Annotated in this window: 14 protein-coding genes; 4 read left to right on the forward strand and 10 right to left on the reverse strand. The window is 65.5% G+C overall.

The window, feature by feature from the left end; translation table 11 throughout:
- Positions 1–10 precede the first annotated feature (10 nt).
- Both FG93_RS02275 and FG93_RS02280 read right to left on the reverse strand, forming a co-directional pair.
- Positions 11–1,231: an FAD-binding oxidoreductase gene (locus FG93_RS02275; RefSeq protein ID WP_043231302.1), complete on the reverse strand. Its 1,221-nt coding sequence runs from the start codon at positions 1,229–1,231 to the stop codon at positions 11–13.
- A gap of 93 nt (positions 1,232–1,324) precedes the next feature.
- Complete coding sequence (locus tag FG93_RS02280) at positions 1,325–2,239, reverse strand: LysR family transcriptional regulator (RefSeq protein ID WP_043231304.1); 915 nt, start codon at positions 2,237–2,239, stop codon at positions 1,325–1,327.
- 136 nt (positions 2,240–2,375) lie between these two features.
- On the opposite strand from FG93_RS02280, the gene FG93_RS02285 reads away from it, so the two are divergent.
- The 4 genes from FG93_RS02285 to FG93_RS02300 all read left to right on the forward strand — a co-directional run bounded on the left by FG93_RS02285 (position 2,376) and on the right by FG93_RS02300 (position 8,094).
- Positions 2,376–3,896 carry an aldehyde dehydrogenase family protein gene (locus FG93_RS02285; protein ID WP_043231306.1) on the forward strand — a complete coding sequence of 507 codons (1,521 nt, stop codon included), beginning with the start codon at positions 2,376–2,378 and terminating at the stop codon, positions 3,894–3,896.
- A gap of 18 nt (positions 3,897–3,914) precedes the next feature.
- Entirely contained in the window at positions 3,915–5,132 is a 1,218-nt protein-coding gene (locus tag FG93_RS02290; RefSeq protein ID WP_043231307.1) for an acyl-CoA dehydrogenase, read from the forward strand.
- A 111-nt stretch (positions 5,133–5,243) separates the two neighbouring features.
- On the forward strand, positions 5,244–6,431 hold the full coding sequence (locus FG93_RS02295) for a CaiB/BaiF CoA-transferase family protein (protein WP_043231308.1): 1,188 nt from the start codon (positions 5,244–5,246) through the stop codon (positions 6,429–6,431).
- The gene (locus FG93_RS02300; RefSeq protein ID WP_043231309.1) at positions 6,424–8,094 is read left to right on the forward strand and encodes a thiamine pyrophosphate-binding protein; all 1,671 of its coding nucleotides are present in this window, start codon (positions 6,424–6,426) and stop codon (positions 8,092–8,094) included. Before FG93_RS02295 ends, FG93_RS02300 begins: the two co-directional genes overlap by 8 nt.
- Here the strand turns inward: FG93_RS02300 and FG93_RS02305 are convergent.
- The 8 genes from FG93_RS02305 to FG93_RS02340 form a co-directional block, all read right to left on the reverse strand.
- The gene (locus FG93_RS02305; RefSeq protein ID WP_043231311.1) at positions 8,085–8,669 is read right to left on the reverse strand and encodes a cytochrome b; all 585 of its coding nucleotides are present in this window, start codon (positions 8,667–8,669) and stop codon (positions 8,085–8,087) included. The two genes, FG93_RS02300 and FG93_RS02305, sit on opposite strands and share 10 nt — an antisense overlap.
- Complete coding sequence (locus FG93_RS30975; protein WP_052513258.1) at positions 8,666–9,226, reverse strand: YceI family protein; 561 nt, start codon at positions 9,224–9,226, stop codon at positions 8,666–8,668. The genes FG93_RS02305 and FG93_RS30975 overlap by 4 nt, the downstream gene beginning before the upstream one ends.
- A 184-nt stretch (positions 9,227–9,410) precedes the next feature.
- Positions 9,411–10,022: an HdeD family acid-resistance protein gene (locus FG93_RS02315; RefSeq protein WP_161783756.1), complete on the reverse strand. Its 612-nt coding sequence runs from the start codon at positions 10,020–10,022 to the stop codon at positions 9,411–9,413.
- Between the two features lie 92 nt (positions 10,023–10,114).
- Entirely contained in the window at positions 10,115–10,825 is a 711-nt protein-coding gene (locus FG93_RS02320) for an SDR family NAD(P)-dependent oxidoreductase (RefSeq protein WP_043231313.1), read from the reverse strand.
- Positions 10,826–11,377 (reverse strand): cysteine hydrolase family protein, encoded by a 552-nt coding sequence (locus tag FG93_RS02325; protein WP_244448471.1) that lies wholly within the window; start codon positions 11,375–11,377, stop codon positions 10,826–10,828. It lies immediately after the preceding gene.
- Complete coding sequence (tal, locus tag FG93_RS02330; RefSeq protein WP_043231318.1) at positions 11,377–12,351, reverse strand: transaldolase; 975 nt, start codon at positions 12,349–12,351, stop codon at positions 11,377–11,379. The genes FG93_RS02325 and tal overlap by 1 nt, the downstream gene beginning before the upstream one ends.
- Positions 12,352–12,461: 110 nt before the next feature.
- Positions 12,462–13,298 carry a carbohydrate ABC transporter permease gene (locus FG93_RS02335; RefSeq protein ID WP_043231320.1) on the reverse strand — a complete coding sequence of 279 codons (837 nt, stop codon included), beginning with the start codon at positions 13,296–13,298 and terminating at the stop codon, positions 12,462–12,464.
- The gene (locus tag FG93_RS02340) at positions 13,298–14,170 is read right to left on the reverse strand and encodes a carbohydrate ABC transporter permease (RefSeq protein ID WP_200878059.1); all 873 of its coding nucleotides are present in this window, start codon (positions 14,168–14,170) and stop codon (positions 13,298–13,300) included. Before FG93_RS02340 ends, FG93_RS02335 begins: the two co-directional genes overlap by 1 nt.
- Positions 14,171–14,190 lie beyond the last annotated feature (20 nt).

Genomic DNA, 14,190 nt, shown 5'->3' on the forward strand with positions numbered 1-14,190 from the left:
GCGGGCCTCCTCAGATGATATTGGCCTCCGTCAGCGGCCGCCCCGCGACGATGCGCTCATGGCCGAGATCGGCAAGATCGAGCGTGCGATAGCCGCCATGCACGATCTGCTCGGCAAGGCCCCGTCCCACAGCCGGGGACTGCTGCAGGCCATGCCCCGAGAAACCGTTGGCAAGATAGAGGTTCGCCACGCCGACGGCCGGGCCGAGGATGGCGTTGCCGTCGAGTTCGTTCATGTCATAGGGACCGGCCCAGGCGCGACCGGGCTTGATCGCCTCGAAGGCGGGCACACGATGGGCGAGCGGCGCCCAGACATGTTCCTCAAAGAAGGACCAGTCGACATCCTCGACATCGGCATCGGTCTCGATCCATTCGCGATCGAGTTCAGCCGGCGGGGAGGCGCCGCAAATGAACATCTGTCCCTCGCTGCCGCGCTTGCCCTCAGGCCGGCAATAGGCGCCGGAGGTGTCGATCAGAAGCGGGCAATTGTCGACCTCGCCCTTGCAGGTGAAGCTGAAAACGTAGCGCTTCATCGATCTGACGGGGATCGCGATGCCGGCCGTTGCCGCCAGCCGCGCGCCATGCGTACCCGAGGCGTTGACGACGGCGCCGCAGCCGATGCGGCTACCATCGCCAAGCTCGACACCGACGATGCGTCCGCCTTCCACGATATAGCGCGCCGCCTCGCCCTGCCGGTACTCGACGCCGAGCGCGCGGGCCTTCCTGCGAAAGGCCTGGAGCAGGGCCCAGCCGTCGAACCAGCCCTCCCCGCTGACCCCAAAGGTGCCGCAGGCGAGATCCTCGACATTGAGCCAGCTGAATTTGCTGCGCAATATATCTGCAGCATAAAGCGCAATATCGGCGCCTTCTTCCTGCTGCAGTTTCTGGTTCGAAGCGAGGACCGGGGCTCCCTCGCCGCTCGCGACATAGAGGTAGCCGCCCTCATGCAGATCGATGGCCGGAACCTCGCCATCGACGGCAAGATGCGTCCCGATATTGCGCAAGAATTCGATACCATGGAGCGAGATGCGGATGTTCACCGAACTCGAGAACTGCTGCCGGATCGAAGCCGCCGAGAGCGCCGAGGCGGAGTAGCGGTAGGTGGGATCCTTCTCCAGAACCACCACCTTGCCCTTGAAGCCAAGGTCGGAAGCGAGATGATAGGCGACGGAAGAACCGATGGCGGCGCCTCCACAGATCACGACATCGGCGGTCTCGGAAAAGGACGGCATGTCAGCCCTGCGCAGTTCAGGCCGCGACGCTCTGCGGCCGGGGTTGGTGAATTTCACGCATGAATGACGCGACTGCGCCGGCTTGTCGAGTGCTCAGGCGCTGAGCCCGCATTCGCCGAGCAGCCAGTCGCGAAAGGCGATCACCGCGGGCAGCGCCGCCCGGGTCTCGGGATAGACCAGGTAGTAGCCCTCCGTGCCGCTGACCGGCCGGTCGACCGGGACGACGAGCGCTCCGGACCGCAACTCCTCCTCGATCAGGAAGCGCGGCACGATCGCAAGGCCCAACCCGGCCACGGCCGCCTGCGAGACCATGGCAAACTGCTCGAAGCGTGGCCCCATCAGCGCCCGCTCTGGTGGCAGCCCCTGTTTTTCCAGCCAGTTCGCCCAGGCGCGGGGCCGCGTCGCCTGCTGCAGCAACGGCGCGCGCAGCATGTCCGCCGGCTCCTTCAAGCCCAGACGTTCGACCAGCGAGGGCGCCGCCACAGGAACGACCTCCTCTCCCATCAAGCGATGCAGCACTGCGCCAGGCCAGACCGGATCGCCGAAATGAACCGCGGCATCGATCGGCTCGCGCCCGAAATCGAAGGGCACCAGCTTGGTCGTGAAGTTGATGGTGACGCCGGGATGAGCCTCGATGAAGCGCGGCAGGCGCGGGATCAGCCAGCGAGTCCCGAAGGTCGGCAGAATCCCGAGATGCAGCACGCCGGCCGCGCCACGAAAGGCCATGGCCGAGACGGTTGCGGCAGCAAGGCGCGAGAGCCCATCGCGGATTTCGGTCGCATAGGCACTGCCGGCCGGCGTCAGGCTGACGCGCTTCTTGACGCGCTGGAACAGGCTGACGCCGAGCACCTGCTCGAGATGCGCGACCTGGCGGCTGACCGCCCCCTGGGTCAGGTTCAGTTCCTCGGCCGCGCGCGTGAAACTGCCATGGCGCGCAGCCGCCTCGAAGGCAGCGAGCGCCGACAGGGAGGGCACCGAAAGGCGACCGGGAACGAGATCAAAGGTCATGATCTATTCTCATCAACTCGTGAGAACATATCGGTTGCCGAGCGTGGCTGGAAGAGGGCATTCTGCGCCCTTCCGGCGCGGCGGCTCTTTCCCGCGCCATTTGACATACTAGCAATCGACAGGTCGGAACCAGGACATGGCTTCATCTTTGCCGAAGGATGCGCTCGCGCTGCTCAAGCGTCTCGGCGTGCCGGACACCGCCTTCGCTTCCGCGGGTATTGCCGCGCGCTCCCCCATTACGGGTGAGACGGTGGCGACGCTGCGTGAGACGAACGTTGCCGAAACCGAGGCGGCGATCGGCCGCGCGCAGTCCGCCTTCCTGGCCTGGCGCAAGGTCCCGGCCCCGCGCCGGGGTGAGTTCGTCCGCCTGCTCGGCGAGGAGCTGCGCAGCGCCAAGGCCGATCTCGGCCTTCTGGTGACGCTGGAAGCCGGCAAGGTCACTTCCGAGGGGCTGGGCGAAGTCCAGGAGATGATCGACATCTGCGATTTCGCGGTCGGTCTTTCGCGCCAGCTCTACGGCCTGACCATAGCCACCGAGCGCCCGAGCCACCGCATGATGGAGACCTGGCATCCGCTCGGCGTCTGCGGCGTGATCTCGGCCTTCAACTTCCCGGTCGCCGTCTGGTCCTGGAATGCGGCGCTTGCCTTCGTCTGCGGCGACAGCGTCGTCTGGAAGCCCTCCGAGAAAACCCCGCTGACGGCGCTCGCCGTCCAGGCCATCGTCGAGCGCACCATGAAGCGTTTCGGTCCCGAGGCTCCGGTCGGCCTGTCGGAAGTCCTGATCGGCGGCCGCGAGATCGGCGATGCGCTGGTGCAGGATCACCGCGTGCCGGTTCTCTCCGCCACGGGCTCGACCCGGATGGGCAAGGAAGTCGGCCAGAAGCTCGCCGCCCGCTTCGCCCGCGCCATTCTCGAGCTCGGCGGCAACAATGCCGCGATCGTCGCGCCTTCGGCTGATCTCGATATCGCGCTGCGCGGCATCGCCTTTGCTGCAATGGGCACGGCCGGCCAGCGCTGCACCACGCTGCGCCGCCTGATCGTCCACGAGAGCGTCTACGACGCGCTGATCCCGCGCCTGATCAAGGTCTATGGCTCGGTGAAGATCGGCGATCCCCGCGAGGCCGGCGTGCTGGTCGGCCCGCTGATCGACGAGGCTGCCTATGAGGGCATGCAGAAGGCGCTTGGCGAGGCCAAGGCCGCCGGCGGCAAGGTTCAGGGCGGAGAGAAGGTCGATGTCGGCACTGGCGGCTTCTATGTCCGCCCGGCGCTGGTCGAGATGCCCGAGCAGACCGGCCCGGTCGGGCGCGAGACCTTTGCGCCGATTCTCTATGTCATGAAGTACAAGACGCTGGACCAGGCGATCGCGCTGCAGAACGCGGTTGGCGCTGGCCTCTCCTCCTCGATCTTCACCCTCGACATGCGCGAGGCCGAGACCTTTGTTTCCGGCGAAGGTTCGGATTGCGGCATCGCCAACGTCAATATCGGCCCCTCGGGCGCCGAGATCGGCGGAGCCTTCGGTGGCGAGAAGGAGACCGGCGGCGGCCGCGAGGCCGGTTCGGACGCCTGGAAGGCTTATATGCGCCGCGCCACCAATACGCTGAACTACGGCACGACATTACCGCTGGCGCAGGGCGTCAGCTTCGACGTCGACGCCTGAGCGAAGGGGAGAGAAACCATGGCCGAAGCCGCACGCAGCCACTCCGCCAGCCACAAGCTCGCGGAATTCCAGTGGGACGATGCCTTCCTGCTCGACGACCAGCTCAGCGAGGACGAGCGCCTGATTCGCGACACCGCCCGCCAATACGCGCAGGAGAAGCTGCTCCCGCGCGTCTCGGAGGCCTATCTCGAGGAGAAGACCGACCGCTCCATCTTCAACGAGATGGGCGAGCTCGGCCTGCTCGGCGTGACGGTGCCGGAGGAGTATGGCTGCGCCGGCGCCAACTACGTCTCCTACGGGCTGGTGGCCCGCGAGGTCGAGCGCGTCGACTCCGGCTATCGCTCGATGATGAGTGTTCAGTCCTCGCTCGTGATGTATCCGATCTACGCCTATGGCGACGAGAACCAGCGCAAGAAGTACCTGCCCAAGCTCGGCTCCGGCGAGTGGATCGGCTGCTTCGGCCTGACCGAGCCCGACGCCGGCTCCGACCCGGCCGGCATGAAGACCCGCGCCGAGAAGGTGGCCGACGGCTACAAGCTGACCGGCTCGAAGATGTGGATCTCGAACTCGCCGATCGCGGATGTGTTCGTGATCTGGGCGAAGTCGGCTGCGCATGACAACCAGATCCGCGGCTTCATCCTCGAGAAGGGCATGAAGGGCCTGAGCGCGCCGAAGATCGGCGGCAAGCTCAGCCTGCGCGCCTCGATCACCGGCGAGGTCGTCATGGACGGCGTCATCGTGCCGGAAGAGAACCTGCTGCCGAACGTCTCCGGACTGAAGGGGCCGTTCGGCTGCCTCAACCGCGCCCGCTACGGCATCTCCTGGGGCGTGATGGGCGCCGCCGAGGACTGCTTCCACCGCGCCCGCCAATACGGGCTCGACCGCAAGCAGTTCAACAAGCCGCTGGCCCAGACCCAGCTCTACCAGAAGAAGCTCGCCGACATGCTGACCGAGATCACGCTCGGCCTGCAGGGCTCGCTTCGCGTCGGCCGCCTGCTCGACGACGGCAGGATGGCGCCCGAGATGATCTCGCTGGTGAAGCGCAACAATTGCGGCAAGGCGCTCGACATCGCCCGCCAGGCCCGCGACATGCATGGCGGCAACGGCATCTCGATCGAGTTCCATGTCATGCGCCACTCCGCCAACCTGGAGACGGTCAACACCTATGAGGGCACGCATGACGTTCATGCGCTGATCCTCGGGCGCGCCGTCACCGGGCTGCAGGCGTTCTTCTGATCGCGACCTCATGCCTGGGGCTTGCCCCGGGCATGTCCTTACCGCGCATCCTTCCAGAGATGGCCAGGTCACGCCCGGCCATGACGGCAGCCTCGAAGCCGGAATGACCTGATGACGACTCCTCCCCTCGCCGGCCTGCGCGTCCTCGAACTCGCGCGCATCCTTGCCGGCCCCTGGATCGGCCAGTTGCTGGCCGATCTCGGCGCCGATGTCGTCAAGGTCGAAAGCCCCGAGGGCGACGACACCCGCAACTGGGGTCCTCCCTTCGTCGAGAGTGTTGATGGCGGCACGCTCTCGGCGGCCTATTTCCACAGCGCCAACCGCGGCAAACGCTCGATCACAGCCGATTTCCGCACCGAGGAAGGCCGCGCCCTGGTGCGCAAGCTCGCCGGTCATGCCGATGTGGTGATCGAGAACTTCAAGGTCGGCGGGCTCGCCAAATACGGGCTCGACGCCGCCTCGCTGCGCAAGCTTCATCCGAACCTGATCTATTGCTCGATCACCGGCTTCGGACAGGACGGCCCCTATGCCGAGCGCGCCGGCTACGACTTCCTGATCCAGGGCATGGCCGGCTCGATGTCGATCACCGGCCAGCCCGACGGCCAGCCGACCAAGGCCGGCTATGCCAAGACCGACATCTTCACCGGGCTCTATGCGACTGTCGGCATCCTGGCGGCGCTGCGGCGACGCGATGCCACCGGCGAGGGCGCGACGCTCGACCTTGCCTTGATGGACACGCAGGTCGCCGTGCTCGGCAACCAGGCGCTGAACTATCTGGTTTCAGGAAAAGCCCCAGCCCGGCTCGGCAACGCCCATCCCAATATCGTGCCCTACGAAGTCTTCCCGGTCGCTGACGGGCACATCATCATCGCGACCGGCAATGACGGGCAGTACCGCAGGCTCTGCGACGTGCTCGGCCGATCCGATCTCGGCAGCCATGGCGACTATGCCGACAACAAGGGCCGCGTTGCCAACCGCGCGATCCTGATCCCGATGCTGGCCTCGCTGACCGCCCGCCGCCACAAGGCCGAGCTTCTGGCTGCGCTGGAAGAGGCTGGGGTTCCAGCCGGTCCGATCAACATGATCGACGAGGTCTTTGCCGATCCGCAGGTGATGGCACGCGGCATCAAGGTCGACCTGCCTTCCGAGGCCGCGGCCAAGGGCGCGATCCCGACCGTCGCCTCGCCCATCGTCATCGACGGCGAACGGCAGGTCGCGTCGCGGCCAAGCCCTCGGCTCGGCGAACATCAAGACGACATCCTCAACGACCCCGCCTGGGGAGGACATACACATGGCTGAACGGACTGGCGGGCAGATCCTCGTCGACCAACTGCTGATTCATGGCGCGACCGACGCCTTCTGCGTGCCCGGCGAGAGCTATCTTGCCGTACTCGACGCGCTGCATGATGCAAAGCTGAAGGTCACCATCTGCCGCGCCGAAGGCGGCGCCGCGATGATGGCCGAGGCTGCCGGCAAGCTCACCGGCAAGCCCGGCATCTGCTTCGTCACCCGCGGCCCCGGCGCGACCAATGCCTCGCCGGGCATTCATATCGCCGACCAGGACTCGACCCCGATGATCCTGTTCGTCGGCCAGATCGAGCGCGGCATGCGCGAGCGCGAGGCGTTCCAGGAACTCGACTACCGCGCCGTCTTCGGCACCATGACGAAGTGGGCGACGGAGATCGACGACGCCGCCCGCATTCCCGAGATCATCAGCCGCGCGTTCCATGTCGCGACCGCCGGCCGTCCCGGCCCGGTCGTGATCGCGCTGCCCGAGGACGTGCTGACCGACCTCGCCGATGTGGCGGATGCGGAACCCTATCAGGTCACCGAGACGCATCCCTCGCTGCTGCAGACGATCGACCTGCAGAAGCGGCTCTGGGCCGCGAAATCGCCAATCGCAATCCTCGGCGGCTCGCGCTGGAACCCGCAGGCGATCGAGCGCTTCCAGCGCTTTGCCGAGCGTTTCGACCTGCCGGTCGCGGTCTCCTTCCGCCGGCAGATGCTGTTTCCGGCCGACCATCCGAATTTTGCCGGCGATCTCGGCATCGGCCCCAATCCGAAGCTTTTGAAGCGCATCCAGGACAGCGATCTCGTGCTGCTGGTCGGCGGGCGCCTGTCCGAGATGCCGAGCCAGTCCTACACGCTGTTCGGCATCCCCAATCCGGGCCGGCCGCTGGTGCATGTCCATCCCGACCCGGAAGAACTCGGCCGCGTCTACCGGCCGACGCTCGCGATCAATGCCTCGCCGACCGCCTTCTGCGCAGCCCTGGAGACGGTTCATCCGCCGCAGACGATTAACTGGGCGGGCGCCGCCGCGGAGGCCCATGATGCCTATCTCGGCTGGAGCGAGCAGCCAGCACCGGTCCCCGGCGCCTTCCATCCGGGCGAGGCCGTCACCTGGCTGCGTCGCTACCTGCCCGACGACGCGATCCTCTGCAATGGCGCCGGCAACTACGCCACCTGGGTGCATCGCTTCCACCGCTTCACCAAATTTGCGACGCAGCTCGCGCCGACCTCCGGCTCGATGGGTTATGGCGTGCCGGCGGCAATCGGCGCCAAGCGGCTGTTTCCCGAGCGAACGGTGGTTGCCTTTGCTGGCGATGGTTGTTTCCTGATGAACGGCCAGGATTTCGCAACGGCGGTCCAGTATGAGCTGCCGGTGATCGTCGTCGTGGTCGACAACGGCATGTACGGCACGATCCGCATGCACCAGGAGAAGCACTATCCAGGCCGCGTCTCGGCAACGACGCTGAAGAACCCGGATTTTGCGGCTTACGCCAAGGCTTTCGGCGGCCATGGCGAGCGCGTCGAGACGACGGCCGAGTTTGCACCGGCCTTCGAGCGTGCGGTCGCCAGCGGCAAGCCCGCGATCATCCACTGCCTGCTCGATCCGGAAGCGATCACGCCGGCAAAGTCGCTCTCCACGATCCGCGAGGAAGCCTTCGCCGCTCAGGGCTGATCGCCGCGAAGCTCAACCCATCTGCGCCCGAACGACATGCGGCGCAGCAGGCCGTCGCGCCAGACCAGGGCATGAACCAGCGCCGCCGCGACATGGATCGCGGCGAGCGCAAGGAGCAGGTTGCCCAGCCAATAGTGCAGGCCGCGCATCAGCTCATAGGTCGCCTTGTCCGGACCGATGGGGTGCGGCACAGCGAACCAGCCGAAATACAGCGTCGGGATCTGCAGCGGCGCCGAAGAGACCATCAGGAACCCGGTCACCGGCAAGACGATCAGGCAGAGATATAGGCCCGCATGGACCGTGTCGCTCGCAACCCGCAGCCATCGCCCCGGATTTGCGGGCGGCGGAGCGGCGACAGTCAGGCGCAGGACAAGCCGCAGGACGATCAGGCCCGCGACCGTCAATCCCACCGATTTATGCAGCTGGTAATACTCGAAACGCTCAACAAGATTGCGCGTCTCGTCGCGCATCGGCGAGGCGACAACGAACTGGGTCACGACCAGCAGCAGCGTCAGCCAATGCAGGGTGACGAGGGCCGGGTGCCACCGTATCGGCCGGCCCGCCGCTTCGCTCATCGAGACAATTGCCCCTTGATCGCCAATTCCACCAGATCGTCGACCACATTCACCTCGCGCCCAAGCTCGAAGTCAGGACGCATGAAGGTGCCGCTGGCATGAAAGGCCAGTTTTGCCCCACGGCGCGCCCGCTCGACGTCGCCATCCACGACTGCCCTAACCGTGAACGGGCGGGTGATGGAGCGGATGGTGAGCTGCCCCCGAATCTCGAGGCTGCGTTCGCCGGTGCGCGTCACGGCAGCGGAGGTAAAGCTCGCGGTCGGGTACCGCCCGGTATCCAGCATGCTCTCGCCCTTGATAAACCCGTCCATCGTGGCAGAGCCGGCCTGGAGCGAAGCCGTCTCGATCGTGACCTTGATGCGGCTCTTCTCGGGCTGGTCGAAATCGAGCGCGAGTGTCCCGTCATAACGCCCGAAACGACCGGTCGCGACCACTGCACCGAAGCGGCGGGTGACGAAGCTGATATCGGCGGCTCCGCGCTCGATGCGCCAGGTCGTTTGCGCCGCAGCAGGCTCGGCGACCAGGACGGTGATCACGAGGGCGACAAAACGGAGCATTCCGCAATTTGTCGCGCCCATGATGGCCGGGCCGTGGCATGTGGCCCCGCACACGCAAAGGTGATGGCGGCCTTAGAGCATGCTGCGAAAACGTGGCAACGGTTTTTCGCATCAAGCATGCTCTAAACGATGAGACGCGATCACGTTTTCTGCGTTTGGACGATTTCGTCCAAACGCAGCGTGATTAGCCCGTCTGCACCGTAGCTCTCCTGGCGGCGGCACCATCGAAGGTCGAACGGATCGCCTTGGCCAATGCGATGCAGGCCCAGCCCTGAAATATCAGCTCGATCGCGAGGAAGGTGCCGAGGACCCAGAAGCTCGAGGCCGGCCATTGCGCCAGGATCATCACCCCAAGCGCAAGTGAAAGCAGCCCGGAGACCAGAACCCAGATCCAGACCGGCGTCGGCCGCGTCTGGAAGGCAACGATGATGCGGAAGATGCCGGCCGCGACCAGGGCGCACCCTGCCAGAAGCGTCAGCGACGCCGTCGCCACAACCGGATTGATGAAGGTCATGATGCCGACGCCGAGATAGAGCAGGCCGATCAGCACATGCATCAGCAGGCTTTTCCAGCCGCTGTGCCGGAAGGCGTCGATCAGCATGACCATACCGCCGGCGAACATCATCGCCCCGAACCAGATGGCGCTGGCAACGCTGAGCAAGGCGGAAGCGCCAAGCCCGAGCACGCCGAGAATGACCAGGGCAATCCCGGCTGCGAGAAGCCAGCCCCAGTTACGTCGCAAAGGCAGAAGATGCGTACCGAGAGAAGGTGGTTGATGCTCCGGTGCGTCCGACATGGCCATGCCCCCCGTGGAACTTCGCGAAGGCTCCCACCACCAGGGCGCGCAGTCAACTCCGGGCACTCCCCAAGGGCGAACCGCGGCTGTTCTCAATAGGTTGCCCGGCCACCCGAAAGGTCGAAAACCGCACCGGTGGAGAAACTGCAACGTTCGCTCGCCAGCCAGGCGACGAGTTCGGCCAGCTCATCGACCGTGCCCAGTCGCCCGAGCGGGCTCTTGGCGATCATCGTCGCAACGGTCTGCTCGCTCATCTGCTGCAGCAGGTCCGTCTCGATCGCAGCCGGCGCGACCGCGTTGACCAGCACGCCCGTACCGGCCAGCTCCTTGCCGTGTGCCTTGGTCAGCGCGATGACGCCCGCCTTCGCAGCGCTATAGGCGGCAAGCGTCGGCGTGCCCTCCTTGCCGGCCAGCGAAGCGATGTTGACGATGCGGCCAAAGCCGCGCGGCAGCATCGCCGCGGCAACGATGCGCGAGCATAGGAAGGTGCCGGTGAGATTGACCGTCTGAACCTTCTGCCATTGCTCAAGCGGCGTCTCCGCAACGCTCGTCGAGGGACCGGTGAGGCCCGCATTGTTGACGAGCACCGCGATCGGACCGTGCCTGGCCTCCGTTTCAGCCGTTGCGGCGGCGACATCGGCTTCATTCGCGACATCGCAGGGGATGTACGGGCGGGTGCCCGGTTCCGGCCTGGCGAGGTCCCAGACGACCGGGCTCAGTCCGTCCCGCTCCAGCCTGTCGGCGACGGCCCGGCCGATACCCTTGGCACCTCCGGTGACGACAGCGATGCGCCGGGTCGCCATTCAGGCGAACGCGACCTGAGCCAACGGCTTGACACGGATCGTCGCGGAACCGGCGTCGAAACCATCGAGCAGGGCGTTGTGATGCGCCACGATCTGCTCGACCTGCAGCATGTCGCTGTCGGCGGTCGTGTGCGCATCGGCGACGAGCGTGACATCGAAGCCCAGGCTGACAGCGCGTCGGCAGGTGGTGTCGACGCAATACTGCGTCATCAGCCCGCCGATCACGAGATGGCCGATCCTCCGTTCCGCGAGCACGGCCTGCAGGGCCGTGTCGTGAAAGGAATCGCAGGCCGTCTTGTGAACGACGATGTCGCCCGGCCGTCGCGGCAGGTCGGGATGAAGGTCCCAGCCTGGTGTCCCCGTTTCGAGACGGTGCCCGGCCGGGCCATCATGCTGGATGAAGATCACCGGGCGGCTGGCGGCATGCGCGCGCCCGATCAGTTCTGCCAGGCGCTCGCGCACCCTGGCAAAGCGCTCGCCGACGACCGCGCGCGCTGCTCCAGGCACGGCCAGGATGTCGCGCTGGACGTCGATGATGACAAGTGCCGACATCAGGCAGCCTTGGCGCCTTCGAGACGGGCATCGACCAGCTTGCGCAGGCTGCGCAGATCCTTGACGAAGCCGCGAATGCCTTCGGCGAGCTTCTCCGTCGCCATGGCATCCTCGTTCAGCGCGAAGCGGAACGCCTTCTCATCGAGCAGCAGCTTCGCGGGTGCCTTCCCGGAATTGTCCGGCGACAGCCTGCGCGGCAGATCGCCCTGCGCTGCAGCGAGTTCGTCGAGCAGGCCGGGGCCAATGGTCAGCCGGTCGCAGCCCGCCAACGCCTCGATCTCGCCCGTGTTGCGGAAGGAGGCGCCCATCACCACCGTGTCGATGCCGTAGGCCTTGTAATAGGCGTAGATGGTGCGCACCGAGACCACGCCGGGATCCGTTTCCGCCGTGTAGGGGCCGCCGCCCGCCTTGACGTGCCAATCGAGGATTCGACCGACGAAGGGGGAAATCAGGAAGGCCTTCGCGTCGGCGCAGGCAATGGCCTGCGGCAGCGAGAAGAGCAGGGTCAGGTTGCAGTCGATGCCCTCCCCCTGCAGCACCTTGGCCGCCTGGATCCCCTCCCAGGTCGAGGCGACCTTGATCAGGATGCGCTCCCGTCCGATGCCGCGCTCCTTGTAGGCGGCGATGATGGCGCGGGCCTTGTCGATGCTCGCCTGCGTGTCGAACGAGAGATCGGCATCGACCTCGGTCGAGACCCGTCCGGGGACGATCCCGGCGAGTTCTGCACCGAAGGTCACGGCAAGCCGGTCGCAAACCGCGTGCACGCGGGCTTCGCTGGAACCAGCCGCCTTCCGGCCCCAGGCAATCGCCTCATCGACGAGATGAGCATAAGCCGGAGTTTCGACGGCCTTGAGCAGCAAGGTCGGATTCGTCGTGCAATCGACGGGCTTCAGACGACGCACCGCTTCGATATCACCGGTATCGGCGACGACGGTGGTCATCTTGCGGAGCTGGTCGAGCTTGGAAGCGGTCATGGCGATCCTGCCGAAATCTGTGTCTTGAACAATGGTCAAACCTGCGGCGCTCTTCCGGCGCGGTCAAGCGAGCGAGCCGGAAGGGCGGCTGCGCGCGCGGCGCAGATGGGTCAGCTCTTGACCGCCCCCGATGTCAGGCCCGCGACCATGTTCTTGCGGAAGCCATAATAGATCACGGCGGGCGGGATGGCGTAGAGCAGGCCGGCAGCCATCAGCAGGTTCCAGGGTGCATCATCCGCCGAGAGGAAGAGCCCAAGGCCGACAGCGAGAGGCACCGCCCTTTCGCTCGAGAGCAACAGGAAGGCGTAGAGATACTCATTCCAGGCGAGCAGCAGCGCGTAGATGCCGATGACCACCATCGAAGGCTTCATCAGCGGCAGATAGACCATGCGGAAGAGTTGCAGCGAGGTCGCGCCATCCATGATCGCCGCCTCGTCGAGCTCTTTCGGCAGCTTGTCGGAGGCCTGTTTCAGGACCCAGATCGCATAGGGCGAAGCCAGCGCGACCATGGCCAGGATCAGCGCAGTCTGCGTGTTGAGCAAGCCATAGGAGCCCATCGCCTTGTACATCGGGATGGCAAGGAAGGCGGCCGGGATGAGGTAGGTCGCCAATGCCAGGTTCATGATGGTGCGCCCGCCCTTGACCTGCAGCCGGGCGATGGCGAAGGCGGCGCAGGTCGCAACGAAGAGCGTCAGCAGCCCCGTCGCCACAGCGATGAAGAAGCTGTTGAACATCTGCAGCCAGAAATTGGTCAGATAATAATGCTGCTGCTTGAAGACGATCTGGAAGTTCTGGAGCGTCGGCTGGTCGGGCCAGAGCTTGCCGGCCAGCATCGACTCCTGGTTGGAGATCGACAGCACGAAGAGATGGTAGATCGGCAGCAGGGTCCAGAGCAGGACCGGAATGGCGATCAGGATCAGCTTGCCCTCGTCGAGAACCTTTTTCATCACTCGGCTCCCTTGGACAGACGCTTCACCATCACGAAGACCATCGGCAGGATCAGCGGCATCGCGACGATGATGGAGGCGATGCCGAGATCCAGGTTGTTGTTGCGCATGTAGCGGATGCCGAGCGTCGCCAGCACATGGTTCAAGTCGCCCGGCCCACCGCCGGTGAGCAGGTAGACGCTGTTGAAATCACCCAGCGTCCAGATCATCGAGAGCATGGTCGAGGTGACATAGAGTGTCGCCAGGGACGGCCAGGTGATGAAACGGAACTGCTGCCACCTGTTGGCTCCGTCGACGCTCGCCGCTTCATAGAGATCCTGCGAGATCGCCAAGCGCCCGGTGACCAGGATCAGCGTCCAGAACGGCAGCGACTTCCAGATGTGAACCATGATCGAGCTCGCGAAGGCGAGTGTCGGGTCGGTAAGCCAGCCCGGCCCCTCGACGATGCCGAACCAGTGGAAGAGTTGCTGGTTGAGCATGCCGTTCTCCGGGTTCAGCATTACCCGGAAGGACAGGATGGTAGGGATCGAGGGCACTGCCCAGGGCAGGATGAACAGCACCAGCACGATGCGCACCCAGGCGCGCTGCTGCACGAAGAAGCCCGAGAGCCAGAGCGCGAGCAGGAACTTGAGGTTCACCGCCACGAACAGGAAAATGATGGTGTTGACCACCGTGCGCAGGAAGATCGGATCCGCGAACAGCGCGCGATAGGACTGCCAGTTGAGCCCCAGCCAGAGACCGTAACCAACCGGGTAGACCACCATCACGGCGAAGACGAGGATATAGGGCATCAGCATCAGCGCGCCCCAGAGCGCCCTGTCTCGCGTGTGGCCCGAGGTCATTTCGGCCGATACCGTTGCCGGCGCTGACATGGTGGTGGCGGTCATCAGTC

Source organism: Allobosea sp. LC85 (assembly GCF_000735605.1).
Taxonomy (GTDB): Bacteria; Pseudomonadota; Alphaproteobacteria; order Rhizobiales; family Beijerinckiaceae; genus Allobosea.